This window comes from Amycolatopsis jejuensis, assembly GCF_000717335.1.
Taxonomy (GTDB): domain Bacteria; phylum Actinomycetota; class Actinomycetes; order Mycobacteriales; family Pseudonocardiaceae; genus Amycolatopsis; species Amycolatopsis jejuensis.
Genome location: NZ_JNYZ01000001.1, coordinates 214249 through 239857 on the forward strand (window position 1 = coordinate 214249; position 25609 = coordinate 239857).

At 69.9% G+C, this 25609-nt stretch carries 24 protein-coding genes; 10 read left to right on the forward strand and 14 right to left on the reverse strand.

Annotated features, from left to right (window positions below):
• Window positions 1-234: 234 nt before the first annotated feature.
• Genes OO71_RS00985 through OO71_RS00995 form a run of 3 tightly spaced genes read right to left on the reverse strand, consistent with a single transcriptional unit; the run spans window position 235 to window position 3440 of the window.
• A complete protein-coding gene (locus tag OO71_RS00985; protein ID WP_033287637.1) occupies window positions 235-684 on the reverse strand; it encodes a DUF6841 family protein in 450 nt (149 codons plus the stop codon).
• Entirely contained in the window at window positions 681-2486 is a 1806-nt protein-coding gene (locus tag OO71_RS00990; RefSeq protein WP_033287638.1) for a flavin-containing monooxygenase, read from the reverse strand. The genes OO71_RS00985 and OO71_RS00990 overlap by 4 nt, the downstream gene beginning before the upstream one ends.
• Before the next feature lie 36 nt (window positions 2487-2522).
• Window positions 2523-3440: an SDR family NAD(P)-dependent oxidoreductase gene (locus OO71_RS00995; RefSeq protein ID WP_033287639.1), complete on the reverse strand. Its 918-nt coding sequence runs from the start codon at window positions 3438-3440 to the stop codon at window positions 2523-2525.
• Window positions 3441-3693: 253 nt separating this feature from the next.
• Between OO71_RS00995 and OO71_RS46920 the strand changes: the two genes are divergently transcribed.
• The 6 genes from OO71_RS46920 (at window position 3694) to OO71_RS01025 (ending at window position 10654) form a co-directional block, all read left to right on the forward strand.
• Window positions 3694-4722, forward strand: coding sequence for a LacI family DNA-binding transcriptional regulator (locus OO71_RS46920; protein ID WP_051790873.1), 1029 nt, complete (start codon window positions 3694-3696; stop codon window positions 4720-4722).
• 167 nt (window positions 4723-4889) lie between these two features.
• Complete coding sequence (locus OO71_RS01005) at window positions 4890-6533, forward strand: ABC transporter substrate-binding protein (protein WP_033287756.1); 1644 nt, start codon at window positions 4890-4892, stop codon at window positions 6531-6533.
• Complete coding sequence (locus tag OO71_RS01010; RefSeq protein WP_245633532.1) at window positions 6530-7471, forward strand: ABC transporter permease; 942 nt, start codon at window positions 6530-6532, stop codon at window positions 7469-7471. Before OO71_RS01005 ends, OO71_RS01010 begins: the two co-directional genes overlap by 4 nt.
• The gene (locus OO71_RS01015) at window positions 7468-8307 is read left to right on the forward strand and encodes an ABC transporter permease (protein ID WP_033287640.1); all 840 of its coding nucleotides are present in this window, start codon (window positions 7468-7470) and stop codon (window positions 8305-8307) included. Before OO71_RS01010 ends, OO71_RS01015 begins: the two co-directional genes overlap by 4 nt.
• Entirely contained in the window at window positions 8304-10127 is a 1824-nt protein-coding gene (locus tag OO71_RS01020; protein WP_051790875.1) for a dipeptide ABC transporter ATP-binding protein, read from the forward strand. Before OO71_RS01015 ends, OO71_RS01020 begins: the two co-directional genes overlap by 4 nt.
• Window positions 10124-10654, forward strand: a complete 531-nt coding sequence (locus OO71_RS01025) for a hypothetical protein (protein WP_033287641.1) — start codon at window positions 10124-10126, stop codon at window positions 10652-10654. Before OO71_RS01020 ends, OO71_RS01025 begins: the two co-directional genes overlap by 4 nt.
• Window positions 10655-10689: 35 nt before the next feature.
• Here the strand turns inward: OO71_RS01025 and OO71_RS01030 are convergent, their stop codons facing one another.
• From OO71_RS01030 to OO71_RS01080, 11 genes are read right to left on the reverse strand one after another with little or no spacing between them, the layout of a single operon-like run.
• Entirely contained in the window at window positions 10690-12156 is a 1467-nt protein-coding gene (locus OO71_RS01030) for a flavin-containing monooxygenase (RefSeq protein WP_033287642.1), read from the reverse strand.
• A 46-nt stretch (window positions 12157-12202) separates the two neighbouring features.
• Window positions 12203-13150 (reverse strand): alpha/beta hydrolase, encoded by a 948-nt coding sequence (locus OO71_RS01035; protein WP_033287643.1) that lies wholly within the window; start codon window positions 13148-13150, stop codon window positions 12203-12205.
• Window positions 13147-14394, reverse strand: coding sequence for a bifunctional 3,4-dihydroxy-2-butanone-4-phosphate synthase/GTP cyclohydrolase II (locus OO71_RS01040; RefSeq protein ID WP_033287644.1), 1248 nt, complete (start codon window positions 14392-14394; stop codon window positions 13147-13149). Before OO71_RS01040 ends, OO71_RS01035 begins: the two co-directional genes overlap by 4 nt.
• A gap of 54 nt (window positions 14395-14448) precedes the next feature.
• Window positions 14449-15597, reverse strand: a complete 1149-nt coding sequence (locus tag OO71_RS01045; RefSeq protein WP_033287645.1) for an acyl-CoA dehydrogenase family protein — start codon at window positions 15595-15597, stop codon at window positions 14449-14451.
• Window positions 15581-16276: a VOC family protein gene (locus OO71_RS01050; protein WP_033287646.1), complete on the reverse strand. Its 696-nt coding sequence runs from the start codon at window positions 16274-16276 to the stop codon at window positions 15581-15583. The genes OO71_RS01045 and OO71_RS01050 overlap by 17 nt, the downstream gene beginning before the upstream one ends.
• A complete protein-coding gene (locus OO71_RS01055; RefSeq protein WP_033287647.1) occupies window positions 16273-17955 on the reverse strand; it encodes a GMC family oxidoreductase in 1683 nt (560 codons plus the stop codon). The genes OO71_RS01050 and OO71_RS01055 overlap by 4 nt, the downstream gene beginning before the upstream one ends.
• Window positions 17952-18449, reverse strand: a complete 498-nt coding sequence (locus OO71_RS01060; RefSeq protein ID WP_033287648.1) for a gluconate 2-dehydrogenase subunit 3 family protein — start codon at window positions 18447-18449, stop codon at window positions 17952-17954. The genes OO71_RS01055 and OO71_RS01060 overlap by 4 nt, the downstream gene beginning before the upstream one ends.
• Window positions 18446-18844: a hypothetical protein gene (locus OO71_RS01065; RefSeq protein ID WP_033287649.1), complete on the reverse strand. Its 399-nt coding sequence runs from the start codon at window positions 18842-18844 to the stop codon at window positions 18446-18448. Before OO71_RS01065 ends, OO71_RS01060 begins: the two co-directional genes overlap by 4 nt.
• A 28-nt stretch (window positions 18845-18872) precedes the next feature.
• The gene (locus OO71_RS01070; RefSeq protein WP_051790876.1) at window positions 18873-19271 is read right to left on the reverse strand and encodes an OB-fold domain-containing protein; all 399 of its coding nucleotides are present in this window, start codon (window positions 19269-19271) and stop codon (window positions 18873-18875) included.
• Between the two features lie 9 nt (window positions 19272-19280).
• Window positions 19281-20462, reverse strand: coding sequence for a thiolase family protein (locus OO71_RS01075; RefSeq protein WP_033287650.1), 1182 nt, complete (start codon window positions 20460-20462; stop codon window positions 19281-19283).
• Window positions 20459-21286, reverse strand: a complete 828-nt coding sequence (locus OO71_RS01080; protein WP_425388637.1) for a crotonase/enoyl-CoA hydratase family protein — start codon at window positions 21284-21286, stop codon at window positions 20459-20461. The genes OO71_RS01075 and OO71_RS01080 overlap by 4 nt, the downstream gene beginning before the upstream one ends.
• 230 nt (window positions 21287-21516) lie before the next feature.
• Between OO71_RS01080 and OO71_RS01085 the strand changes: the two genes are divergently transcribed.
• Genes OO71_RS01085 through OO71_RS01100 form a run of 4 tightly spaced genes read left to right on the forward strand, consistent with a single transcriptional unit; the run spans window position 21517 to window position 25605 of the window.
• Window positions 21517-22443: an LLM class flavin-dependent oxidoreductase gene (locus tag OO71_RS01085; RefSeq protein ID WP_033287651.1), complete on the forward strand. Its 927-nt coding sequence runs from the start codon at window positions 21517-21519 to the stop codon at window positions 22441-22443.
• Entirely contained in the window at window positions 22440-23279 is an 840-nt protein-coding gene (locus OO71_RS01090) for an alpha/beta fold hydrolase (RefSeq protein ID WP_033287652.1), read from the forward strand. The genes OO71_RS01085 and OO71_RS01090 overlap by 4 nt, the downstream gene beginning before the upstream one ends.
• A complete protein-coding gene (locus tag OO71_RS01095) occupies window positions 23276-24691 on the forward strand; it encodes an aldehyde dehydrogenase family protein (protein ID WP_211260414.1) in 1416 nt (471 codons plus the stop codon). Before OO71_RS01090 ends, OO71_RS01095 begins: the two co-directional genes overlap by 4 nt.
• A complete protein-coding gene (locus tag OO71_RS01100) occupies window positions 24691-25605 on the forward strand; it encodes a cyclase family protein (protein ID WP_033287654.1) in 915 nt (304 codons plus the stop codon). The genes OO71_RS01095 and OO71_RS01100 overlap by 1 nt, the downstream gene beginning before the upstream one ends.
• The last annotated feature ends 4 nt before the right edge of the window (window positions 25606-25609 follow it).

Genomic DNA, 25609 nt, shown 5'->3' on the forward strand with positions numbered 1-25609 from the left:
CGCCCCATCCCGGGCCGGGTCCGGACCACCCACCCGTCACCTGAGCCAAGACCTCGACCCGCGTCGACCGGCATGAGCCCCGTGACAGTCCATTCCCCGCCCGAGCCGGGGGCCCGCCGTCGTCCGATCCGACAACGTCGGCCTTGGTCGGCCGAAGTGAACCCGGGGATCCCCGGCCGGGCCGGGGCCGCTGACCGTCTCCTGCCCCAACGCCTCGACCCGCGTCGACCGACGTCAGCCCGGCCATCGTCCGGCCCCCTGCCGGACCGGCCGCCCGTCACCTCGGCTCGAGCCGGCCGAAGTGAGGCCGGCGATCATCCATTCCCCACCCGGATCCGGGCGGGCAAAGGTGTACAGCACATCGAACCGCCCGAAGACAACCCCGTCCTGATCATGCCGGGTGCCCCGGGCTCGTACCTGCGCGAGAGTCCCGTCGAGCGCGGTCACCTCGAGCGTCTCCATGAGAGACGAACGGTAGCCACGGACGGCGAGGCTTTCCCCGAAACTCCGCAGCCAAGAACACAATTCCCACCGCGTGGCGAAAACCGTGACCCGACCCTGCGCCACCCGGAAAACCGGCACCGTGAAGTACCGGCCGGCGGAGGGCGGATCGCGCTGGAAGGCGGCGAAATACTCGGCGTAAGTGGCTCGCACGCATCGGTCGATCTCTTCCCCCGTGGTCACAGCGTGAACACGAGCCCGGCGTAGTCCCCGGTGGACCGCCAGTTCTCGAGCAACCGGCTGAACGGCAGGATGCCTGCTGCATAAGGACCATTGCGGCGGAACAGCGCGACGTTCGGCCTGCCTTCGTTGTTGTAGTACGAGGGCGTGCACGACTCCAGGAACTCCGCCGAAGCGGTGGACGATGCGACCACCGTCCGGACCCAGTCGTCCTCGGCGTCCTCGGTGATGTCGACCGTGCGGGCATTGCGGTCACGAGCCTCACGGACCACCGTCGAAATGTGCTGCGACAAGACATCCAAAGTATGCGCCTGGTTCGACGCGATCCCGGACTGGAAATAGGAAACGATGAAGAAGTTCGGGAATCCGTGGGTCTGCGTGCCGAAAAGCGTCGAAATCCCGTCTTTCCACTTGTCGCTCAGCGCCTGCCCGTTCGGGCCGTGGACGTCGTAACCCAGGCGGTCGCGCAGGTTCTGCCGGATGCTCGCGAATCCCGTGGCGAAGATCAGGCAGTCGAGCGGGTATTCCTTCCCGCCGACGACGACCCCGTTTTCGCTGACCGCGTCCGGGCCCTTGCCTGCAGTGTCCACCAGGGTCACGTTCGGCCGGTTGAAGGCCTGCAGGTACTCGTCGTGGAAACACGGGCGCTTGCACAGAAAACGGTAGTACGGCTTGAGCGCCTCCGCCGTCGCCGGATCGTCGACGAGACCCGCGATGCGGCCGCGGATCGTCTCCATGTGCCGGAAGTCGATCAGTTCCATCGTCTCCGCTTCCGATTCGGTCACCGACCTCGTCTTGCGGAAGTTGTGGAACACCCGCGTCCAGGCGTCGTCCACCAGGTCCACCTCGGGGCTTTCCCCGGCGATGCAGGCGGAGAAGTTCTCGATCCGCTCGCGCTGCCAGCCCGGCGCCAGTGCCGCGGCCCATGCCGGGTCGGTGGGACGGTTTTCGCGGACGTCGACGATGGCCGGCGTGCGCTGGAAGACCACCAGTTCCTTGGCGTCCTTGGCGACCATGGGCACGACCTGCACACCCGTTGCGCCACTGCCGATCACGCCGACCCGTTTGTCGCGGAGATGCTCCAGGTTGCCGTAGCTGTCCCCGCCGGTGTACCCGAAATCCCAGCGCGAGGTGTGGAAGCTCCTGCCTTTGAAGTCCTCGATCCCGGGGATGCCGGGAAGTTTCGGGTGCAGGAAGGTACCGAAAGTCATGCAGACGTAGCGGGCCCGGAACCGGTCGCCGCGGTCGGTCGACACGATCCACACCGCGTCCTCCTCGTTCCACCGCAGGTCGGTGACCCTGGTGTGCAGCAACGCGTCGCGGTAGAGGTCGAAGTGCCGGGCGAACCGGCGGCAGTACTCGAAAATCTCCGGCCCTTTGGCGTATTTCTCCGTCGGGACGTAGCCGACCTCCTCCAGCAGCGGGAGGTACACGTACGATTCGACGTCACAGGCCACGCCGGGATAACGGTTCCAGTACCAGGTGCCGCCGAAATCCCCGCCTGCCTCGACCACCCGGACCCGCTCGACGCCGATCTGCCGCATCCGCGCGCCGAGCAGCATGCCCGCGAACCCGGCCCCGATCACCGCGACCTCGACCTCGTCGGTCACCGGCGCCCGCTCGGCACGCTCGGCGTAGGGATCCTCGGCATACTTGCCCACTACCGGATCGCCCGCGACCACGCGGTACTGGTCCGGCCCGTCCGCGCGGACCCGCTTGTCCCGTTCCTCCCGGTACTTCCTCCGGACGGCTTCGGCGTCGTAACCCTCCGCCGCCCACGACGAATCGGGGTTACCGGCTGCCATGTGCACTCCGTTCTTTCGTAACCGCGGGAGAACCCGCTAGACCGACAGCCCGCCGCCCATTTCGATCATCACGCCGTTCATCGCGCTGCTCGCGTCGGACGCCAGGAAGGCCACCATGTTGGCGATCTCCTCCGGCAGCTGGAACCGTTCGAGCGCGGTGCGGGCCAGCGGCGCGAGCGATTCGGGTACCTCCGGCGGCAGCGGCCGTCCCGGCCCCCACATCGACCCCGGCGCGACGCCCATGACCTGGATCCCGTGGTGGCCGACCTCCCGGCCGAGGAACCGGGTGAACTGGGCGACACCGGCCTTCAGCGAGCCGTACAGCGTGAGCCAGGGGACGTGCGTGCCACCGGCGTCGGAGCCCACGTTGATGATCCGGCCGCTGCGCTGCGGAATCAGGTAGTCGAGGGCGATCCGCGACGAATACAGGGTGCCTCGCAGCGTGCCCCGGATCGTGCGGTCGATGTCTTCCACCGAGAGGGTTTCGAAATCGCCCACCGCGGCGTCGATCGCATTGTTCACGACGATGTCGATGCCCCCGAGCCGTTCCGCGACTTCGCGGTACACCTGGGTGAGCGAGTCCCATTCGAGCACGTCGCCCTCGACGGCGATGACCTTCGCCCCCCACTTCCGCGCCGCGGCATCGGCGACCGCCGCGGCGTCCGGCGGCTCCCGGTGGTACGTGCGACCGGCGGCCTTGACCGCGGCGGCGGACAGGTCGACCACCGCGACGTCGGCGCCCGAACCCGCCAGGCGGTTGACGCAGGCCTGCCCGAGGTTGATCCCGGCCCCGCCGGTGACCAGCGCTTTCTTACCGCGCAGATCGATCAGGTCGGACAGCCGCCGGTCGATGCTGCCGAGCGGGATGCGGGACTCGTCCCACCACCGCCCGACCGACCAGTCACCGGCGTCGATCCGATGCTGCAGGACTTCCCGGAAGACGTCTTTGGCCACCTGAAGCTCCCTAGAACGTTTCACCCGGCGGCCGGACCGGCCGTGGCAGCCACGCGGGCCGCCTCCGGGGACAACTCTGACCTTACACGTTTAAGGCCTGGCTACGACCATAACCGCCGGACCGCGTGCCTGTCCATCACAAGCGCCGGGAACTGCCTGCGCCACCGGTTGGCAAGCGCTCCGGTCGCGTATTGCCATGCGCGTTCGCCATGTCGTAGCGCACTCAGCGCGTTTCCGTTGCTACGATGGCGTCGTGCCAGCTCGCGAAGCGTCCACCCGGAAGACCCGCGCCACCCCCCGCAAAAAGGCGGCAACGCTGCGGGCCGTCGCCGAGCTGGCCGGGTGTTCCACGGCCACGGTGTCGAAAGCACTCAACGGCCTGCCGGTCTCCGCCGAGAACCTGCGCCGCGTATTCGCCGCCGCCGAGGAGCTCGAGTACGTCCCGAACCTCGCCGCGCGCGCGATGCGCAACGAAAAGACCATGACCGTCGGCATGGTCGTGAACTTCGAGGGCCATCCGCACAGCGAGCTGCTCAGCACGTTCCAGGACCTCATCGCGCAGATGGAGACCGAGGGCTACAGCGTGCTGCTCTCCTTGGTGCGCAACGAAGGTGTCGACGTCGACACGCTGCTGCAGCGTTTCCTCGCGCACCGGGTCGACGGGCTGTTCTACTGGAACGCCCGCCCCATCCGGTCGCTGGCGTGGTACGAACGCTCCGGAATCCCGGTGATCGCCGTCGTTTTCCGGCACTCGGCCGTGGCTCAGCTGCCGCTGGTCACCGTCAACGCCGAGCCCGCGTTCACCGCGGCCTGCCGGGACCTCAGGTCGCTCGGGCACCGCGACCTCGCCGAGATCGTCGTCGACCGCACCGAACCGCTGTTCTCGATGTACCCGCGCCTGCGCGGCATGAAATGGCACGAGATCCGCATCAAGCACGGCGACGAGCTGCGGGAGATCGTGAAGGAGCGGCTCGTCGGCCCCGGCGCGCCCACCGCGGTGTTCGCCGCGCCTCCGGTGTCCAACCAGCTGCTGGCCGTGGCCGGCGAGCTGGGGCTGCGCATCCCGGAGGACCTCTCGGTCGTCTCGTACTACGACCCGGAAGACGCTTCGCTGTTCCGCATTCCGCTCAGCAGCATCCGCACCGACTACGACAAGCTCGGCAAAGCCGCTGCCGTCGCCATGCTCGACGCGCTGGCCGGCAAGCCCGTCGAGGACGCCATCGTCGAGGACTCCGCGCAGTACCTTCCCCGCGCCTCCACGGGTCCGGTGCCGAAGCGCTGATTCCCGTTGGGCCCGTTGGTCTCAACGGGTGGAACTACCCTCGCATCGGGATGTTCTCGCTTACTCTCTCCTGAGTCACGGGGACGCTCCCCCACTTCCGGCCTGTACGCCCCGTCTGTGCACAATGGACGATCGGCGTCGCGGAACTCCCGATGAAGGACCACGAGATGTCTGCTCACCCCATCCCTTTCCGGCGCGCCGTCGTGGCGGCCGGCTTGCTCCTCGTCCCGGTTCTCGCCGCCTGCTCGGCCGGGGAAGCCGATGGCACCAACACTGGCACCGGCACCCCGGTCTCCGGCGGGGAACTGACCTACCTCGTCGACCAGACCCAGCTCACCCTCGATCCCGCGGTCAGCCCGGCGACCGTGACCGGCCTGGTCACGCGCCCGATTTTCGATTCACTCGTCGAGCAGACCTCGCCGACGACCTTCGGCCCCTGGCTGGCGACGAAGTGGGAAATCTCTGCCGACGGCCGGGATTACACGTTTCACCTTAAACGTGGTATAACGTTCACCGACGGCACGCCGTTCGACGCCGCCGCCGTCAAAGCGACGCTCGACCACGTGGTGGACCCGGCGAGCAAGTCGCAGTACGCGGCGTCGCTCATCGCGCCCTACGAGAGTACGACCATTGTGGACGATCTGACCGCGAAAGTACGGCTGAGCAAGCCTTTCCGGCCGTTCCTGCAGGCCCTTTCCACGCCGTATCTGGGTATCCAGAGCCCGAAAGCGCTCCGCGTTCCCGCGGCCGACTACAAGCCGGTCGGCACCGGACCGTTCTCGTTCGTCTCGTGGGAACAGCAGAAGGACATCACGCTCACCCGCAATCCCGCCTACGCCGCCGCGCCCGCCGGTGCACCGCACCCGGGCCCGGCCTACCTCCAGACGCTGAAGTTCGGCTACGTCGCCGAGGAAACCACCCGTTACGGCGCACTCACCAGCGGTCAGGCACAGGCCATCGCCGCGGTGCCGTCCGGCCGGGTCGATTCCCTGCAGGCGGGCGGGAAGTTCCGGGTCCTCAAGAACGAGCTGCCGGGCACCGGCTACAACCTCTACTTCAACGTCCGCACGGGGCCGACGAGCGACCCGTCGGTGCGGGAGGCCGTGCAGCGGGCGATCGATGTTCCCGCACTCGTCGCGAACATCTACTCCGGGCAGTACGCGCCGGCCAAGAATGTGTTGTCCCCGACGACCCCGGGCTACGACCGGGCCGCCGAGGGGTCGTTGCCGCAGTTCGATCCGGCGAAAGCCGCGGAGCTGCTCGACCGGGCAGGCTGGACCGGGCGGAACGCGGAGGGCTACCGGACCAAGGACGGCCGGGAGCTGACGCTCACCTGGCCGTACCTCGGGCTCATCAACCGCGACCGGCGCGACGTGCTGGGGCAGGCCATCCAGGCCGAGGCGAAGAAGGCGGGGATCCGCATCGACCGGCCGAACCTCGACGCCGGTGCCTACACCGATCTGGTGCTGAACGGCGGGTACCAGATCCTCGACACCGGCAACGTCCGCGCCGACGCCGACATCCTGCGCTTCAGTTTCGGTTCGCAGGCGACCTTCGCCCGCGGCGGGGCCAACCTCTCCCTCGCCGCCTCCCCCGAGCTGGACGGCTGGCTCGACGAAGCGGCCGGGACGGCCGATCCCGCGGTCGCCACGCGCGACTACGCGCAGGCCCAGGCTTACGTGCTGAAGAACGGCTACGTCCTGCCCGGCTACGTCCAGACCTCGCTCGTGGGCACGACGGCGAAGCTTTCCGGCCTCACCGTCGACGCGCAGGGCATCGCCCGGTTCGCCGGCGCTTGGCTGGCCAAGTGATCTCCCCGCTGCGCTGGTGGCTGCGCCGGGCAGGGCTCGGTGCCGTCGTCCTGTGGGGCGCGGCCACCCTGTCCTTCCTCGGGCTGCATCTCGTGAAGGGCGATCCGGCACGGGTCATCGCGGGCACCGGCGTGCTGAGCGGCGCGTCCCCGCAGCTGCTGGCGCGGATCAGCAAGGAGTACGGATTCGACCAGCCGCTGATCGTCCAGTACGGCCGGTTCCTCGGCCGGCTCGTGACCGGGGACCTCGGCACGTCGTACCAGCGGAACCAGCCGGTCTCGACGGTCATCGCCGAGCAGCTCGGCCCGACCGTCTCCCTGGCGGCCGGTGCCGCGGTCCTCGGCTTCGGCCTGGCGCTCGCGCTGGCCGTGAGCACCGCGGGACGCCCGCGAGCCCGGGCGATCTTCTCGACGCTCGAACTCGCGCTCGTCTCGACCCCCGGCTTCTGGATCGGCATGCTCCTGCTGACCGTCTTCTCGTTCCGGCTGCACTGGTTTCCGGTGCTGGGCAACGACGGCATCGGCGCGCTGATCCTCCCGTGGGTGACGCTGGCCCTGCCCATCGCCGGCACCCTCGCCCTCGTCATGCGCGACGGCCTCGAACGTGCGCTCGACGAGCCGTTCGCCCTGACCGTGCGCGCTCGCGGGGCCACCGCAACCAAGCTGCGGCTGCGGCACGCCCTCCGGCACGCGCTGCTGCCGGTGCTCACCCTGTCCGGCTGGACGCTGGGCACCCTGCTCGGCGGCGTGGTCGTAGTCGAAACGGTATTCGCCCGCGGCGGCATCGGACAGGTCGCAGTCACAGCGGTCACCGGCCGCGACCTCCCCGTCGTGACGGGGGTCGTCCTGGTCGCCACCACGGCCTTCGTCGTGATCAACACCGGTCTTGATGCGCTGTATCGCGTCGTCGACCCCCGGCTCCGGGAGGGACCAGCGTGACCGCCACCACCGGGCTCCCCCCGACAACCAGCGCGCGACGCCTCGCCCCGGCACTCGCCGTCCTGTTCCTCGTACTGGTCGTCCTGGCCGCCGCCTTCCCGGACCTCTTGGCGGGCCACGCCGACGGGGTAGACCCGCTAAACGCCTTGCGCGGCCCGGGTGCCGGTCATCTCTTCGGTACCGACCAGCTGGGGCGCGACATCTTCACCCGCGTGATCCACGGAGCACGCGCGTCACTCGCGCTGGGCATCGGCGCCACCGCGCTGGCGGCGGCCGCGGGGATCGCCTGGGGGCTGGTCGCGGGGCTCGGCGGGCGGTTCGCCGACGAGACCGCCATGCGGGCCGCCGACGTCTTCATGTCCGTGCCCCCGGTCCTCCTGGCGCTCTTGGTCGTCGCCATCCTCGGGGCGGGCGGGCCGAGCGTCGCGGTGGCCATTGCGGTGTCGCTCGCGCCGGGATTCGCCCGGATCGTGCGGGTGCAGACGCTGGTCGTCAAGGAGGCCGGGTACGTCCGGGCGGCCACCGCGCTCGGCCTGCGCCGCCGGGAAATCATCGGGCGCCACATCGTGCCCAACGTGCTGCCGCCGATGCTGGTGCTCGCCACCATGAACGTCGGCCAGTCCATCATCGCCGGTGCGTCGCTGAGCTTTCTCGGGCTCGGGCCGCAGCAATCGTCGGAGGAATGGGGATCGCTGCTCGCGCAGGCCCGTGACTACCTCCAGGACGCGTGGGCGCCTGCTGTGTTCCCCGGGCTGGCGATCACGCTGACCGTGATCAGTATCAGCGTGGCCGGCCGGGCCGTCCAGGCCCGCTTCGAAGGACGAGACGACCGATGACCGCACTGCTGTCCGTACGCGATCTCTCCGTGCACTTCACCACTCGCCACGGGCCGGTCACGCCGGTCCGCGGGGTGAGTTTGCGGGTACCGGCCGGCCAGTGCCTCGCGATCGTGGGCGAGTCCGGCTCGGGCAAGAGCGTGACGGCCCGTTCGCTGCTCGGCCTCGCCGGCCGGAACGCGACGGTCGAGGCCTCGTCGATGACCTTCGAGGGCAGGCAGCTGCTCACCCTCGACGAACGGCACTGGCGCCGGTTGCGCGGTGCCCGCATCGGTTTCGTCGGGCAAGACGCGCTGACGTCGTTGAATCCGCTCCGGCGCGTCGGGGACGAGGTGGCCGAACCGATCGACATCCACACCGGGCTCGGGCGCGAAGAGCGCAGCGAACGGATCCGGACCCTCCTCCGGGACGTCGGAATCCCCGATCCCGGACAGCGGGCCCGCCAGTATCCGCACCAGCTGTCCGGCGGGCTCCGGCAGCGCGCGCTCATCGCGTCGGCCATTGCCGCGGGGCCGTCGCTGGTCATCGCCGACGAGCCCACCACCGCCCTCGACGTCACCATCCAGGCCCAGGTGCTCGACCTCCTCTCGGCCATGCGCGACGCCGGTACCGGGGTCCTGCTGATCAGCCACGACCTGACCGTCGTCGCCCGCATGGCCGACCACGTGGCCGTCATGTACGCGGGGCTGATCGTGGAGGAAGGTCCCGCCGCGCAGGTCCTGGACAAGCCCGTCCACCCCTACACCCGGGCACTGCTGGCCGCCGCGCCCACCATCCACGCACCGCAGGCAGCGCCCCGCCCGGCCGGTCTCCTCGCCCCACCGGCGCCCGGTCCCGGCTGCCCGTACCGCAGCCGGTGCCCGATCGCCGACAGCCGGTGCCACGAGGAGCTGCCGCCGCTGCACGCCGACGGAGCATCGCTCACCCGATGCTGGCACGCCGGGGAGGAAAGCCCAGCGGAGCTCGTACCACTGCCCCCGGCCGCAACGCCGCCCGGTCCGGTCGTGCTCCAGGCCGAGAGCGTCGCCAAGCGGTTCCGTACCCCGGACGGGAGCAGGCAAGCAGTCGACCACGTCTCGTTTTCGCTGCGGTCGGGCGAAGCTCTCGGCGTCGTCGGAGAGTCCGGCTCCGGCAAGTCGACGCTGGCACAGCTTGTCCTCGGCCTGCTTCCGCCCGACGACGGACACGTGCTGCTCGACGGCGGCCCGTGGTCCCGGCTACCGGAACGCGAGCGCCGGGCGCAGCGCTCACGCATCCAGCCGGTCCACCAGGACCCGCTCGGCTCCTTCGATCCGCGGTTCACCGTGGAGCGCATCATCGGCGAGGCGCTGGGCCGTCCCGGCCGCCGCGGTGCTGCCGCCCACCGGTCCCGGATCGTCGAGCTGCTGCACCGCGTCGGGCTCGACCGGACGGTGCTCGGCAGGCGGGGCAGCCAGCTTTCCGGCGGACAGCGCCAGCGCGTGGCGATCGCCCGCGCGCTGGGCCCGCAGCCGGAGATCCTCGTCTGCGACGAACCGGTTTCCGCCCTCGACGTCTCGATCCAGGCGCAGATCCTGGAACTCTTCGACGCGCTCCGCCGCGACCTCCGCGTCGCACTGCTCTTCATCTCGCACGACCTCGGGGTGATCAACCAGCTGTGCGGGCGCGTGCTCGTCATGAAAGAGGGCGTCGTGGTGGAGGAGGGCGCGACCGGGGAGCTGCTGCGCTTCCCCCGGCACCCCTACACCCGCGAACTGCTCGCCGCCGTCGCCCCGGACCACTCACCGGCCGGGCACCCGCCCGCGCCGGTCCGCCACCGCCCCGAGGAGGCACCGCAATGACAACCGCAACGACAACGGACCCGGCCGCCGACGCTCCCAAGTGGACGTCCGAAGCCATGAACACGCCCGAGAACACCACCGAGATGGCGCACCGCATCCGGACCGCGCTACGGAGCGGTTTCGAGATGTACTCGAGCGTGCACCGCACTCTGTTCGCCCCGGTGATCCAGGTGGCGCTGGCGCACTGGGAGCAGACCCCGGACCAGCACCAGTACCTCGAACTGGACCACGACGGCGTCGCCGGAAGCGGCAACTACGGCGCGTTCCTCCGGCGCACCATCCCGGACATCGACGTCGCCGGAACCGCCACCGCCCGCACGGAGGAGACGCTCGTGGCGGACTACACCATCACCGGCACCCTGCCCGACGGCCCACTGCACCTGCACAGCGAGGCGACTTACACGGTCGAAAACGGCCTGGTGGTGCGGTACCTCGTGCGCCACGATCCGGCGGAATGGCAGCGGTTCCTCCGCGCCACCGGCAACCCCTACGAAGGGGGCGGCCTCCCGGACGCCGAACTGGACTGAACCGCGGGGGCGGGCGTGCGGCCCGCCCCCGCGCGTCATCGGGCCGTCGTGACGTAATCCGCGAGGTCGTCGGCCAGCGTCAAAGCGTCGTACTCGGTCGGCGGGTACGGGCACTGCGTCACGACGCGGCCCGACGGGGCGCGGAAGTACCGGCTTCCCTCGACCCGCCACGCCTCGACGCGCTCCAGATCGATCGCCAGCTGCTTGTTGTACGCCGTCACCGCGTCGCTGCTGACCTCGAGCGCCGCCAGGTCGTGTTCGAGGAGGTGGCAGATTTTCCCGACGGCGTAACGGGATTGGCTCTCCAGCTTGTCGATGATGGAGCCGCCGTTGGTGTTCGGGCCGTAGAGCATGAAGAGGTTGGGGAACCGGTCGAGCGTGATGCCTTTGTAGGCGTACGCGCCGTCCTCCCACACGCTCGCCAGGTCCGTACCGTCTCGCCCGGCGACGTCGATCACGGACAGAAAGCGGTGCGCGGCATAGCCGGTCGCCAGGAGGAGCACGTCGACCCGGTGTGCCCCGGCGGACGTGACGACCTCGTCCGGCCGGACCTCGGCGATCGGGTCGGTCACGAGCCGGACGTGGTCCTGGTTGAAAGCCGGGTAGTACTCCGACGACAGCAACGTGCGCTGAGCGCCGATCGGCAGCACCGGCGTCAGCTTCTCGCGCATGCGCGGATCACTCACCGCATCGAGGTTGCCGAGCCCCTTCTCCCGCAGCTCGGCCATGAGCGTGGCGTTGCCGAAGTCGCACAACCGGTCGACGAAGTCGGTACTGGCCACGCGGAGTCCGGCCACAATGGACGGATCCGCCCGGCGCTCCGCCCGCACCGCGTCGTCGTACACCTGGTCGTCCTTCGGGAACACCCACTGCGGGGTCCGGTGGAACACCGACAGCTCGCCGACGACCGGCGCGATCGCCGGGACCAGCTGCACGGCGGAGGCCGCGGCGCCGATCACGCCCACGCTCTTGCCTTCCAGGAACGAAACGTCCGCGTCGCCGGGCCATTCCGCGGTGTGCACGAGCGGCCCGCCGAAGCTGTCCAGCCCGGGAATCTCCGGCCGGGACGGTTCGTTGAACATGCCCACCGCGCCGATCACCGTGCGCGCCCGATAGGTCCCGGCCGCACTCACCACGACCCACTGCGCAGCAGCTTCATCCCACCGCGCGGATTCGACACCGGCGTTCAGCACCACGCGGTCGGCAACCCCGAAGCGCTGTGCGGCTTCCTCCACATAACGGCACATCTCACTGCGCCGGGCGAAGGCCCGCGACCAGTCGTAGTCCTGGAAGAAACTGTACGAATAGAGGTCACTCGGGACGTCGCACGCCAGTCCCGGGTAACGGTTGTTGTACCAGGTCCCGCCGATCCCCGCGGACCGCTCCAGGACGACCACATCGCGTACACCGCGCTGTTCGAGCATGATCGCTGCGCAGATGCCACCCGGACCGGCTCCGATGATGACGACGTCGTGCACAGCGTCGGGGTTGGTCAGGTTCATGTGCTCCTCCGGGACCTCGGCGGTTGGGACGGCGGGCAAGTCGGCGTTACGCGATCACGCGGCGGAGCCAGGCGATCCGAGCGGCTCGCGCGGCGCGGCCCAGCTGCGACTCCGGCGCCACGATTTCGAAGCAGTGATAGGCCCCGGGCCACACGTGCAGTTCCGCGGCGCCCCCGGCTTGCCAGATGCGGCTCGCGTAGTCGGCGACTTCGTCGCGGAACACCTCGGCCGAACCCACATCGAGGTACGCCGGTGGCAGTCCGGCCAGGTCGCGGGCGCGCGCCGGGGCCGCATACGCAGGCACGTCCGGTCCACCGCGCCGGTCGCCGAGGAGGGCGGTCCAGCCGGTCCGGTTCGACGTGCGGTCCCACACCCCATCGCCGTCGAGCTCGACGCTGGAGGGCGTGCGTTCCCGGTCGTCGAGCATGGGACACATCAGCAGCTGGCCGCGCAGAGCCGGACCGTCGGTGTCGCGGACCCGCTGCGCCAGACCGGCGGCCAGGCCCGCGCCCGCGCTGTGTCCTACGAGCACGATGCGGCTCGGGTCGGCATCGAGTTCACCCGCATGGGCAAGCACCCAGCGGAGACCGGCAAAACAGTCCTGCGCGGGAATGGGATCGGGGAATTGCGGTGCAAGGCGGTAGTCGACCGACACCACCAGCGCGCCCAGCTCGACCGCCCACGGCAGCACGAGGTCCAGGCCGAACACCGCACTGCCCATGATCATCCCGCCGCCGTGCACGAAATAGAGCACCGGCGCTCGCGGCCCCGCCTGGGGCGGACGGGCGACAACGACTTCGAGCCCAGCCTCGACCGGGTAGCCGCGCAGGCCCACCCCGAACCGCGCGGAGAGGTCGGCCATCGCCTGTTCAGTCCGCGCGGAGGTTTCCTGCAGGAGCGGAATGAGGTCCGGGGTGATCGTCGCGGGCAGTTCCGCCCGGGCCAGGTCGAGTGCAGCGCGCAATTCGGGATCCCAATAGGTGGTGTCCGTCATGACGTCCCGGACAACCGCAGCGTGTGGTCCATGCGATCGCGTTTCGCCACGAGATAAGCGATGTTGGCCGGGGTGGGCGCGGCGGGTACCGGCTCCTGGGCCACGACCTCCACACCGGGGCCGGACAATCCGCTCAGCTTGGCCGGGTTGTTGGTCAGAAGGCATACCTCGCGGACTCCGAGGTCCCGCAGAATCCAGGCGGCGGCAACGTAATCCCGCGCATCGACCGGGAGCCCCAAAGCCAGGTTGGCGTCCACAGTGTCCATGCCACGGTCTTGCAGCGCATACGCCCGCAGCTTCTGCGCCAGCCCGATGCCCCGGCCCTCATGGCCCCTCAGGTAGACGACCACCCCGCGCCCTGCCTCGGCAATGCGTTCGAGCGAAGCACGCAGCTGTTCCCCGCAGTCACAACGCTGGGAGCCGAACACGTCCCCGGTCAGGCATTCGGAGTGGACGCGCACGAGGACCGGTGAGCCGTCGGCCCGGCGCTGATCCACGTCGCCGAGAACGAAAGCGACGTGCTCCAATCCGTCCGGAGTGGACTGGTACGCCACCGCACACCAATCGCGACCGGCCAGCGGTACCCGTCCGGCCGATTCGCGGCGGACGAGCGATTCACTGCGCCTGCGGTACGCCACCAGGTCAGCAACGGTGATCATCACGAGTCCGTGTGCCGCCGCGAACGAGCGCAGATCGTGCTCGCGCATCATGGTGCCGTCGTCGTTCGTGAGTTCCGACAGCAGCCCGGCCGGGGCGAGCCCGGCGAGCCGGCACAGGTCGGCCGCGGCCTCGGTGTGCCCCGGGCGCTGCAGCACTCCCCCGCGCCGGGCCCGCAGCGGGAAAATGTGCCCCGGGCGGGTCAAGTCCGCCGGTTCGGTGGCCGGATCGACCAATGCCCGTACGGTCGCCGCGCGATCGGCGCCCGAAACGCCGGTCGTGGTACCGGCGCGCTTGTCGACCGACACGGTGAATGCGGTGCCCCGCGGGTCGGTGGCGGCATTGGTCATGAGCGGAAGGTCCAGTTCGTCGGCACGTTCCTCGGTGATGGCAACACACACCACCCCGCTCGTGTGGCGGATCATGAAGCCGAGCGCCTCCGGCGTGGCGAACTCGGCGGCCATGATGAGGTCGCCCTCGTTCTCGCGACCCTCGTCGTCCGCGACGACGATCATCCGCCCCCGTCGCAGTTCCTCGAGGGCGGCCGCAACGCCGTCCCCGGCCCGGACCCCCGTAACGCCGTCCATGGCGAGACCTCGCTGTCTATCCGGAAAAGCTTGTCACCACTGAGGGTAAAACGTTTAAGGCTGGAGCGCAACGAGCTGCCGCGCGATCACGTTCTTCTGGATCTCGTTGGCGCCCTCGCCCACGATGAGCAGTGGCGCGTCGCGGAAGTACCGCTCGACGTCGAACTCGGTCGAATAGCCGTAGCCGCCGTGCACGCGCAGGGCGTCGATCGCGACACTCATCGCCGTCTCCGAGGCAAAGAGCTTGGCCATGCCTGCTTCCATGTCCGACCGCGCGCCCGTGCCGTGGCTGCGCGCAGCCTGCATCGTGAGCGCCCGCGCCGCGTGCAGGCGGGTGGCCATGTCGGCCAGATGATTGCCGACGGACTGGTGCTGCCAGATCGGACGGCCGAAGGCCTCGCGCTGCTTGCTGTACCGCACGGCGTCGTCAAGGGCGGCCTGACCGAGGCCCACCGAGCAAGCCGCCACGAGAATGCGGCCGAGTTCGAGCGCGTTCATCATCTGGGCGAAGCCCCGGCCTTCCTCCCCGCCGAGCAACGCCGACCGCGGGGTGCGATAGTCCGAAAAGGACAGTTCGCTGCTGTCGACGCCCTTGTAGCCGAGCTTGGGCAGCTCGCGCGAGACCTCGAAGCCCGGCCCCGGTTCGATCAGCAGGACGCTCATCCCGCGGTGGGCAGGCGAGGCGTCCGGATCGGTGCGGCACAGCAACGCGGTGAGCTGGGCGCGGCGGGCGTTGGTGATCCACATCTTGCTGCCGTTGACGACGTAGTCGCCGCCGTCGCGCCGGGCGGTCGTCCGCAGGGCCTGCAGGTCGGACCCGCCACCCGGTTCGGTGAGTGCCAAGGCCACCCGGATCTCGCCGGTGGCGAGCCGCGGGAGATACCGGTCCTTCTGCTCCGGGGTCCCGAAGGTCGCGATGAGGTGCGACACCACGGTGTGCCCGCCCATGGCTCCGGAGAGCGTCATCCACCCGCGGGCCAGTGCCTCCGATACCGCGGCACAGCAGGGCACCGAGACGGGCGTGCCCTGCCATTGCCCGGGGACCGCAAGGCCGAAGATCCCCATGTCCTTCATCTGCTCGAACAACGCCGCGGGATACGTGTTGGCGTGCTCCAGTTCCCGGACGACGGGACGGACTTCCCGGTCGACCCAGACCTCGACCAGTTCGGCGATGGCCCGTTCTTCCTCAGTCAGTTCGAGCATCCGCAGGTCCCTTCGTGATGTCCTCGACGACTTCGATCTCGCCCGATCCGCCGGGATCCCGGACGAAAAACCACCAGACGGCCTCGCCGTGCGCGATCGGTTCCGACACGCATTCGAAACCGTCGGCGACCAACTGCGCGTAGGTCGCCTGCGCATCATCGACCTGGAACGCCAGGTGGCTGCGCCCGACCGCGGTGACCGGTGGCGCCGCCTGCTCGGCCGTGGCTCGCTCGACCGCGACCGTCACGCCGGGTGCGGTGAACCTCCCCGCGCTCAGCTCGCGGACGCCGATACTCCGGAGCAGAGCAGACGTCCCCTCGATATCCCGTGCGGTCACCGTGACCGCGGGGCCTTCCCCGATGGGCGCGGCCGAGACTCCGGGTAGCCGACAATCGGCGCCGCCGGGCAGGATCGGCCAGCGCTGGAACCCGCTGTCTCCTTCGGCGGGTCCGGGAGTGCCGGTGCCGTCGAGATGCTCGATGAGTTCGAGGGTGTTCGGGCCATTGCCGACGAACGCGACCCGCATGCGGACCGACTCCAGGCCGTTGCCCCGGGCGGCGTCGGCGCCGGTCAGCTCGAACGCGGGTCCGCCGGTGAACCCGCACGCGGCCAGCCCGGCCCTGGCCCGGCCGAGGTCGGCCACCGAAAGCCCGAAATGGTGTACGCCCAGCACTGTCATACGCCGCTCCAGGTTTCGAGAATGCGGTCGGCAGTCCGCCAGGTCAGCGCCTCGACGGTTTCGGTCGGGTTGACCCCGCCGGAGGTCGGGAACGTCGACGCGCCCGCGATCACCAGCCCCGGTACCTCGTGCGAGAAACCGTAGGGATCGACCACCGACGTGGCAGGATCCTCACCCATCCGCGTGCCGCCGTACGCATGCGTGGTGACCGGTGAATGGGCGATCGGCGAGTGCCAGAACTGCGCGGCACCGGCTGCTTCGAACCACTCCCGGGTCCGGGCGAGGAGGAACTCGTACTGGCGGATCTCGTTGGGGCGCAACGACTGGGTGACCCGGACGACCGGCAGGCCGTGCTCGTCGGTCACGTGCGGGTCGAGGTCGAGGTAGTGGTCCTCGTACGGCAGTTCGTCCGGCAGCGTGTAGGTCCAGCCGAGCGAGCCGAGGTTCTCGGCCAGCCAGCGTTTGCGCTCGCGGCCCCAGCGCGGGACCCCGGGCGGCGCGAAACGGTGGTGCAGCATCGGGCGGATCTCGTGCCCGGCCATGATCACGCCACCGCCGACGAAACCCGGGTGGTCCGCGTTCGCCGCGTCGAAGTCGGCGACCGCGGTGCCCTGCGCATTCGAGCCCGACCAGGCGTTGAGCTGTTTGCCGGGGAACCGGCCGAAGCCCATGAGGAAGGTGTGGGTCATGAAGTGCTTGCCGACCTGGCCCGAGCCGTTGGACAGCCCGTGCGGGAAACGCGCAGATTCCGACAGCAGCAGCAGCCGGACGTTCTCGTAGGTGAACGTGGCGAGAATTACCAGGCGCGCGTCGATCCGGTGAGTCTGTCCATTCCGGACATACGTGACCCCGCTCGCGGCGCCGTGCCGGTCCACGTCGATCGAGACGGCGCGCGCGCCGGTGCGCACGTCCAGGCGTCCGGTCTCGACCGCTTCCGGGATCCCGATCGACGACGGCACGGCTTTGGCGTCGGCCCAGCAGCCGTTCCACGTGCAGAATCCGCAGTACTGACAAGCTTTCTTGCCGCCGCGCTCGACGCTGCGGATCGAGGCCGGAGTCGGGAACGGCGACCAGCCCAGCGAGGTAGCCGCGTCTTTCATCAGCTCCGTCCAGCCCGAGCGGCGCAGCGGCGGGCTCGGGTAGGCCTCGCTGCGCTTGCCTTCGAACGGATTGCCCTCGCCGGTCGGGACTCCCCCGACATTGCCGGCCACGCCCGATACGCCGTACCACCGCTCGACGCGCGTGTAATACGGTTCGAGATCGTGGTAGCCGAACGGCCAGTCCACCAGGGTCGAACGCTCGGGGATCGCCTGGTGTCGCTCGATCGTCTCGGACCGTGCCCGGAAGTTCCACGGCGAGAGCCGCCAGCTGATGTTGGTCGAATGCGTTTTCGAGCCGCCGACCCCGTTCATCATCAGGTTGCCGACGTTGAGCAGCGCGCGTTCGGCCTCCTGGCCGGGCGCCTGGCGGAACGTCGGCACTTCGCCGTTGACCTTCGCCGCGCCGAGTGAGTTCCGGCCGAGCTGGGCGATGTCGTCCATCGCGAACTCCCCGGCGTGGTGCCAGTCCCCCGCTTCGAGGCCCACGACGTGCAGCCCGGCCAAGGCCAGCTGTGATGCGCAGAGACCGCCCGCCGCGCCCAGCCCGATCACCACGACGTCGGCCTGCCGCGCGCTCATGCGGGCCTGCCCGCGGCGAACAGGGTAAGCGCGTAGATCGAGGTACCGGAGGATGGCCGGACATGGCCGAATTGCTGTTCCTGAGCCGAAACTACCGGCTGCGGGCCGGGATAGCCGACGAGCCGCCAGCCGGCGCCCTGCGCATTGCCGCCGTAGGCCGGGTCGCCGAAAAGCCCTTCGTAGGCGTGCTCGATGAGGAGGTCGAAGAACTCGGGTTCCGCGCCGAGGGCCTCGAACTCGCTCAGCACGGCTTCCTGTCCGCTGGGGGCGAGGTCGGCGAACGGCTTCCCGGTCGTGGTCCTGGCATGCCGATCGAGCGCGGACAGGCCGGTGACGTACCAGGGCACGAACCGCCGCAGCGGCCCCTCCAGCTGGCCCAGCAGGTAACCCGGCAGGCCCACCTCCGTCGCCCCCGGCCCCAGCTCGTCGGCAGGATGGAGGCACTCCAGCACCGCCTCAAGCACGGCACGAGCGCTGCCCGTCAACGTGGTCACGACTGTGCCTCAAGGCGACCGCGGTCGTTCGTCTCCCACGGCAGCTCCGCCACGCTGGGCGACGGTTCGAGCAATTCGACGATGTAATGCGTGACGGCGTGGTCCTCGAGATTGCGGATCCGGTGCGGCGTCAGCGGTTTGGCGGAGCCCACCGTCTTGAACATGACGAAACCGGCCTCGGCGGTCTGGGTGAGCCCCCAGTCCTCATCACCGTAGGTCTGGCCTTGTGCTCGTCCGGGATCCGGCCAGATGACCAGGTGGTCGTGGTGGTGCTGGTGGAAGTCGAACATGCCGCCGTCCGGGCCGAGGGTCATCGACCACACGCGGACCCGGTCGTTCTCGAACAGCAGGGTGTCACCGGGGGTGGGTGGGATGGCGGATTCGTTGTCGGTCATGGCACTCCTCGAACCAGTCGGATGACAGTCACGGCTGCGGCAGGACGAACACCGGCAGGGTCGCGTGCTCGGGCCGCGGTCCGGATTTGACGAACGCCGCCCGCACCCGCCGCCCGGAGAGACCGGTCCACGGCTCCGGGCCCCGGAGTTCGACCCACAGCCACGGCCCCTCGTCGAGCTCGACGATGCCGAACAACGTGCGCTCCACCCCGTCCGCGGCCCGGCGGTGCGCCACCGACCAGGACACGATCGTCGCCTCGCCGCCTGCCGGGCCGGGCAGGTACCGCGCCGGGTCCTGCCGCGGGTCGACCGACGGCTCGCAGCAGGCACCCGTCCGCAGGTCCCGGGTGATGCGCAGTTCGCCGCGGGCCGCACCGGCCAGGTAGTCCGCGGTTTCCGGGGTGCTCGTGATCGGGAGCAACGGCATTGCGGCCTCCTAGAGGGTTCCGACGACGAGAGTGCCGTGGTAGTCGAGCGTTCCGCCGTTGCCCGACACCAGCACGCGATCGTGCCGCTCCGCCTGCCGCGCACCGGCCTGCCCGCGCGCCTGCAGGACCGCCTCCGACAACGGCGTCATGCCCCACAGGTAGTACGACGAAAGCTGGCCGCCGCCGGTGTTCAGCTTGAGCGACCCCGACGGGCCGAGCACGCCGGGCTGCGCCACGAACGGGCCGCCCTCGCCTTTGGGGCAGAAACCGTAGTCCTCCAAGGTGATCAGGGCCGTGAAGGTGTAGCAGTCGTAGAGCTCGACGACGTCGATGTCGGACACGCTCAGCCCGGCCATCGCCAGCGCCCGCGGTCCGGCCTGCGCCGCGCCGGAGACGATGCCGAAGTCGTCGTTCCGGCGGAACGTGCGCCCGGGGTGCGCCTGCGCCCACCCGTAAACCCCGACCGGCGGCTGCCGCAGGTCCGCCGCCCGTTCAGCACTGGTGACGACGAGCGCGGCACCGCCGTTCGACACCAGGCAGCAATCCAGCAGCCGCAATGGCTCCGAAATCATCCGCGACGCCTGATGGTCCTCGATCGTGATCGGCGCCCGCATCTGCGCGAGCGGGTTCAGCGCGGCCCAGTCCCGCTGTGCCACCGCAATGGCGCCGAGCTGCTCGCTCGTGGTCCCGAAGCGGTCCATGTGCCTGCGGGCAGCCAGCGCGTAGTCGTTGTTCGCGGTGAACGAGCCACCGGACCGGGTAATGGCCCGCCATCCCGCACCGGCCTCCCGGGCATGCTGGGCGTAGGCCGCTCCGGCGCCGCGGTCGTTTCTCAGTGGCGCATCCGCCCATACGACCGCAATCGTTTCTGCGGCACCGGCCTCGATCGCCATGGCGGCGTACTGGACCATCTGCACCGCGGTCGACCCGTAGCCCTGCATCACGGTGAGGAGCTTGAGGTCCCGCAGATCGAGGTCCGCAGCCAGACCCGGGGTCATCGCGTGTTCGGGGCCGAGCAGTTCGCTGAGCCCGCCGCTGAGCAGGAGACCGTCGAGGTCGGAGAGCGCAAGCCCGGCATCGGCAACCGCCCGGCGCACCGCTTCGGCCGCGAACTCCGGCGCCGTGCGGCCGTAGACCTTGCCGAGTTCGGTGAGGCCCAGACCAGCGATTGCCACCTGCGGCGCGGTCATCGCCCGCTCCAGACCGGCGCTCGCTTTTCGGCGAACGCCCGCAGCCCTTCGTGCAGGTCCGCACTCCGCGCCACCACCGCCGTTTCCGCCGCCGTCCGCACCCAGTCCCCGTCCTCCTGCGGGGCCTGTCCTTCCGAGATACCGCGCGCAATCCGGCGGGAAGCCTGTACTGCCAACGGTGCATTGGCCGCGATCCGCCCGGCGAGCGCGAGCGCAGCGGGTACGACCTCACCATCCGGCACGACGTCGTTCACCAGCCCCAGCGCGAGCGCACGATGCGCCGTGACCATCTCGCCGGTCAGCAGGATCTCCATCGCGACCTTCGGCGGAATCTGCCTGCCGAGCCGGAAAGCGCCGCCCGCACCGGCGACGACGCCGTTGGTCACCTCGGGCAGACCGAACCTCGCCCCCTCAGCGGCAATCGCGAGATCGGCTTGCAGCACCAGTTCGGTCCCGCCGCCGAGTGCGTAGCCGTTGACCGCCGCGATCACCGGTTTGCCGATGAAGTGCCGGGTGAACCCTGCAAACCCCCATCCGCGCACTTGCGGGTCCAGCCGGGCGAATTCGTCGCGGGCCACGGCCTTGAGGTCGGCTCCGGCGCAGAACGCCCGGTCGCCCGCGCCGGTGAGGATGACTGCCCGGACCTCGCCGTCCTGGTCGGCGAGGTCCAGTGCCTCGCCGATCCCCACGCAGACGTCGGGGTTCACGGCGTTGCGCACTTCCGGGCGGTTCAGGGTGATCAGGACGACCGCCCCGCGCTTCTCGGCCAGTACCGCGCCGTTCCCGCCGATCTCCATCGGCTCCCGTTCCACCAGAGCTGTCACCGTGTCTCCTCGAAAGCCGGACGTCTTTTCGCATCTTGACCGGCAACCCGCGGCGCGTACATCGCATTCTCCAGTGGTCTTCGGTGCCCCGCCGCCACGGAAACACCTGCCCCGGATTGGCACGTGTTCCCGGCGCGGGATGCCTCGTTCCCAGGCCGGGAACCGGCGTGACGTGGCGTCCGGACTGCGCTAGGGTGACGATACCTTAAACGTTTACGACAAGGACCGGCATGACAGACACCGAGACGGTCGAGGCCGCGAAGCGCTCCCTCGGACCCGTCGGAGCACTGCTGCTCAACATCCCGTTCGCGGCCCAGCCCGCCGTCGGTGCGCAACGCGAGGCGGTGCGCCGCCTCGAACGAGCCGGTTATCCCACGGTGTGGACGAACGAAGGCGTCGGTGGCCGGGATGTGTTCACCCAGCTGGCCATCCTGCTCGCGGCGACCGAACGCCTCACGTTCGCCACCGGGGTCGCGAACATGTGGGCCCGGCCGCCGGAGACCGCGCACGGCGCAGCCACGTTCCTCGCCGACGCCTTCCCGGGCAGGTTCGTCCTCGGGCTCGGGATCGGGTACCCGTTCCAGGCGGAGGCGGTCGGCCGGGAGTACCGGCGGCCCGTGGCGACCGCCCGCACCTACCTCGACGGGATGGCCGTCGTCCCGCCGATCACCCCGGCCCTGGACGCGCCGTACGCCACCGTCCTCGCCGCCAACGGCCCGAAAATGCTCGAAGCCGCGCGGGACGGTGCCGACGGGGCACTGCCGGTGATCCACCCGCCGTCCTTCACCGCGCAAGTCCGCGAGATCCTCGGGCCGGACAAGCTGCTGGCGGTGGGTATTCCCGTGGCGCTCGCCGACGATCCCGCTCAGGCCGAGGACCAGGCCCGCGCGTTCCTCGGCCGGCTGCTGGCACTCGACGGGCCCTATGCGGCCAAGCTGGCACGCCTCGGGTACTCCGCCGCCAACCTGGATACCATCGCCACCGAAGACCTCGTCGCGCACGGCACTCCCGCCGACATCGCCCGGCAGGTGAAAGCCCACCTCGCCGCCGGTGCCGACCACGTACGGCTCGACCCGATCGACCCCGGTTTCGCCGAGGGCGTCGACCATCTCGTGCAGATCGCGCCTGCGCTCGGCTTGGCGGGTGCCGGGGCATGACCGCCACGGCCCGGGTGGGCGAGCTCGAACTGTGCTACGAAACTCTCGGCGACCCCGGCGATCCGGCCTTGCTGCTGGTGATGGGGTTCGGGGTGCAGATGACGGAGTGGGACCGGGCTTTCGTCGCGGCGTTCGCCGATGCCGGGTTCCACGTCATCCGCTACGACCATCGCGACACCGGGCTGTCGGCGAAACTCGACGGACTCTCGTACGGCCTGGAGGACATGGCCGACGACGGGATCGGTCTGGTGCGTGCCCTGGGCATCACGCAGGTGCATGTGCTGGGCGCGTCCATGGGCGGCATGATCGCACAGCTCATGGCGATCCGGCACCCTGACGTCGTGCTTTCGTTGTGCTCCATCATGTCCACGACCGGGGCACCCGGGGTCGGCAGTCCTCGGCCCGGAGTGCTCGAAGCGATGGCCGCCCCCGTACCGGCGAGCCGGGCGCAAGTGGCGGACCAAGCCGTCCGAAACCATCACCTGGTGTCCGGCGGGGGCTACCCGGTCGACGAGGAAGCCGCCCGCCAGCGCGCGCAGGAAGCGTATGACCGCTCGTACTACCCGGAAGGACGGCTTCGGCAGCAGCAAGCGGTCCGGTCCGCGACCGATCGCACGGCGGCACTGGGCCGGTTGCGGATCCCGGTGGTCGTCGTGCACGGGGCCGACGACCCGCTCGTTCAGCTCAGCGGCGGGGAGGCGACCGCCGCCGCGATTCCCGGCGCCGAACTGGTGGTCTTTCCCGGGATGGGGCACGAATTCCCGGTCGAGCTGCACGGCCGGATCGTCGAGGCGTTCGCCCAGAACGCCCGTAAGACAGGGAGAACCGGGCGATGAGAGTCACCATGACCATCGGCGGGCAGGCCGTGGACACGCCGGCGCATCTGGACGTGACCGATCCGGCCACCGAGCGCGTCTGCGGCCAGGCGCCCGACTGTTCCGCGGAACAACTCGACGCGGCTTTTGCCGCCGCCGCCACGGCTTTCCCGGCGTGGCACCGCCTGGGCAGCGCCGAGCGCGGCATCTGCCTGACCGCGGCCGCCGGCACCCTCGAACAGGCCACCGACGAACTGACCCTCCTGCTCACCACCGAGCAGGGCAAGCCGCTCGCGCAGGCCCGGGCCGAGATCGGCACGGCCGTGCGGTGGCTGCGCCATTTCGCGGGATACGAGGCCCCGCCCGAGGTCATCCAGGACGACGACGAAGCCCATGCCGTCGCGGTCCGCCGCCCGCTCGGGGTCGTCGGCGCGATCACGCCGTGGAACTACCCGATCAGCCTCGCCGCGTGGAAGATCGCGCCCGCGCTGGCCGCCGGTAACACCGTTGTGGTCAAGCCCTCGCCCTATACACCCCTCACTACGCTCCGGGTCGGCGAGTTGCTGCGGGGCGTGCTGCCCGACGGCGTGCTCAATGTGATCAGCGGCGGCGACGCGCTCGGTGCGCTGATGACCCGTCATCCGGTACCCCGCAAGATCACGTTCACCGGTTCCACCGCCACCGGCCGGAAAGTGTTCGCCGCCGCCGCGGACGACCTGAAACGGGTCACGCTGGAACTCGGCGGCAACGACCCGGCGATCGTCCTCGACGACGCCGACCTCCCTGGCACCGCCCGCAAACTCTTCCTGACCGCCTTCGCGAACAGCGGACAGGTCTGTGCCGCGGTCAAGCGCGTCTACGCGCCGCGGCGGCTCTACTCCGACCTCGTCGACGCGCTCGTCCACGAGGCCTCGACGGCGACAATGGGTGACGGGCGCGATCCGGATGTGCTGCTCGGCCCGATCAACAACCGGCCGCAGCTCGAACGCGTCGCCGACCTCGTGGCGGACGCGGTGCGCCGCGGTGCCGTCGCGGCCGCTGGCGGCTCCCGGCTCGACCGCGCCGGGTACTTCTTCGCGCCGACCGTGCTGGCGGGCGCTTCTGACGGCATGCCCATCGTCGACGAGGAGCAGTTCGGTCCCGCTCTCCCCGTCGTCGCGTATGACGATCTCGACGAGGTCGTGCAGCAGGCCAACACCTCGCACTACGGCCTGGCCGGATCCGTCTGGGGCGACGATGTGGAGCGGGCCGCGGAGGTGGCATCCAAGCTCGACTGCGGGACCACCTGGGTCAACTCGCATCTCGCCCTCGCCCCGGCGCGTCCGTTCGGGGGCGCGAAGTGGAGTGGGGTGGGCAGCGAGGGCGGCCGGTGGGGTTATGAGGAGTTCACCCAGCTGAAGGTCGAATACCTGGCGCGGAGCGGGGTCCGCTGATGGAAACGTTCCGGGAAATCGGTGCCCGCCTCAGCAACTGGGGCCGCTGGGGTGCCACCGACGAGAAGGGCACCACCAACCTCATCACGCCCGCCGCCGTCGCCGCCGCGGCCCGGTTAGTCCACGATGGACGGATCTTCGACCTGGGCATCCCGTTCGCGGCCGACGGCCCGCAGCTGGGCAACCCGCGGTCGAATCCGGTCCACCTGATGCGGGAAACCGGGGCAGGACAAGACTTTGCCAGCGGATTCCGGTACGCCGACGACTACATCTTCATGCCGTTGCAGAGCGCCTCGCAATGGGACGGACTGTCGCATGTGTACTACGACGACCGGCTGTACAACGGCTATCCGGCGTCGGCGGTCGGCCCGGGCGGTGCAGAGAAACTCGCCATCGACAAGCAGGGCAAGGGCATCGCGGGCCGCGGAGTCCTGCTGGACCTGGCGCGGTGCCAAGATGTCGAGTGGCTGGAGCGAGGCCAGGTGATCACCCCGGCCGACCTGGATGCGGCACTCGAGGCACACCGGGTACGGCTCGGGTCCGGAGACATCGTGCTGCTACGCACCGGCTGGCGCCGCATGTACACAGTCACCGGCGACGCCCACAGGTTCATGGACGGCGAACCGGGAATAGGCCTGGAGTGCGCCGAATGGCTCCACGACCACGACGTCGCAGCGCTGTGCGCGGACAACTGGGCGGTGGAAGCCGTTCCGGCCGCGGACGAAACGCAGAAGTTCGCGGTACATTGCGTGCTGATCCGCGACCTGGGCATGACCCTGGGCGAGATGCTGGACTTCGAAGAACTCGCCGAGGACTGCGCTGCCGATGGGCGGTATGAGTTCTTCTTCACCGCACCACCGATCAAGTTCGCCAAAGCCGTCGGATCGCCGATCAACCCGCTCGCCATCAAATGAGGAG

Coding starts and splice junctions, on each gene's coding strand:
- OO71_RS01090 (WP_033287652.1), top strand. CDS start 22,440: ATGACCGCCACGGCCCGGGTGGGCGAGCTCGAACTGTGCTACGAAACT.
- OO71_RS01050 (WP_033287646.1), bottom strand. CDS start 16,276: ATGACAGTGCTGGGCGTACACCATTTCGGGCTTTCGGTGGCCGACCTC.
- OO71_RS01095 (WP_211260414.1), top strand. CDS start 23,276: ATGAGAGTCACCATGACCATCGGCGGGCAGGCCGTGGACACGCCGGCG.
- OO71_RS01040 (WP_033287644.1), bottom strand. CDS start 14,394: ATGGACGGCGTTACGGGGGTCCGGGCCGGGGACGGCGTTGCGGCCGCC.
- OO71_RS01025 (WP_033287641.1), top strand. CDS start 10,124: ATGACAACCGCAACGACAACGGACCCGGCCGCCGACGCTCCCAAGTGG.
- OO71_RS01020 (WP_051790875.1), top strand. CDS start 8,304: ATGACCGCACTGCTGTCCGTACGCGATCTCTCCGTGCACTTCACCACT.
- OO71_RS01045 (WP_033287645.1), bottom strand. CDS start 15,597: ATGCTCGAACTGACTGAGGAAGAACGGGCCATCGCCGAACTGGTCGAG.
- OO71_RS01100 (WP_033287654.1), top strand. CDS start 24,691: ATGGAAACGTTCCGGGAAATCGGTGCCCGCCTCAGCAACTGGGGCCGC.
- OO71_RS01005 (WP_033287756.1), top strand. CDS start 4,890: ATGTCTGCTCACCCCATCCCTTTCCGGCGCGCCGTCGTGGCGGCCGGC.
- OO71_RS01030 (WP_033287642.1), bottom strand. CDS start 12,156: ATGAACCTGACCAACCCCGACGCTGTGCACGACGTCGTCATCATCGGA.
- OO71_RS01065 (WP_033287649.1), bottom strand. CDS start 18,844: ATGACCGACAACGAATCCGCCATCCCACCCACCCCCGGTGACACCCTG.
- OO71_RS00990 (WP_033287638.1), bottom strand. CDS start 2,486: ATGGCAGCCGGTAACCCCGATTCGTCGTGGGCGGCGGAGGGTTACGAC.
- OO71_RS01085 (WP_033287651.1), top strand. CDS start 21,517: ATGACAGACACCGAGACGGTCGAGGCCGCGAAGCGCTCCCTCGGACCC.
- OO71_RS01070 (WP_051790876.1), bottom strand. CDS start 19,271: ATGCCGTTGCTCCCGATCACGAGCACCCCGGAAACCGCGGACTACCTG.
- OO71_RS01075 (WP_033287650.1), bottom strand. CDS start 20,462: ATGACCGCGCCGCAGGTGGCAATCGCTGGTCTGGGCCTCACCGAACTC.
- OO71_RS01035 (WP_033287643.1), bottom strand. CDS start 13,150: ATGACGGACACCACCTATTGGGATCCCGAATTGCGCGCTGCACTCGAC.
- OO71_RS01055 (WP_033287647.1), bottom strand. CDS start 17,955: ATGAGCGCGCGGCAGGCCGACGTCGTGGTGATCGGGCTGGGCGCGGCG.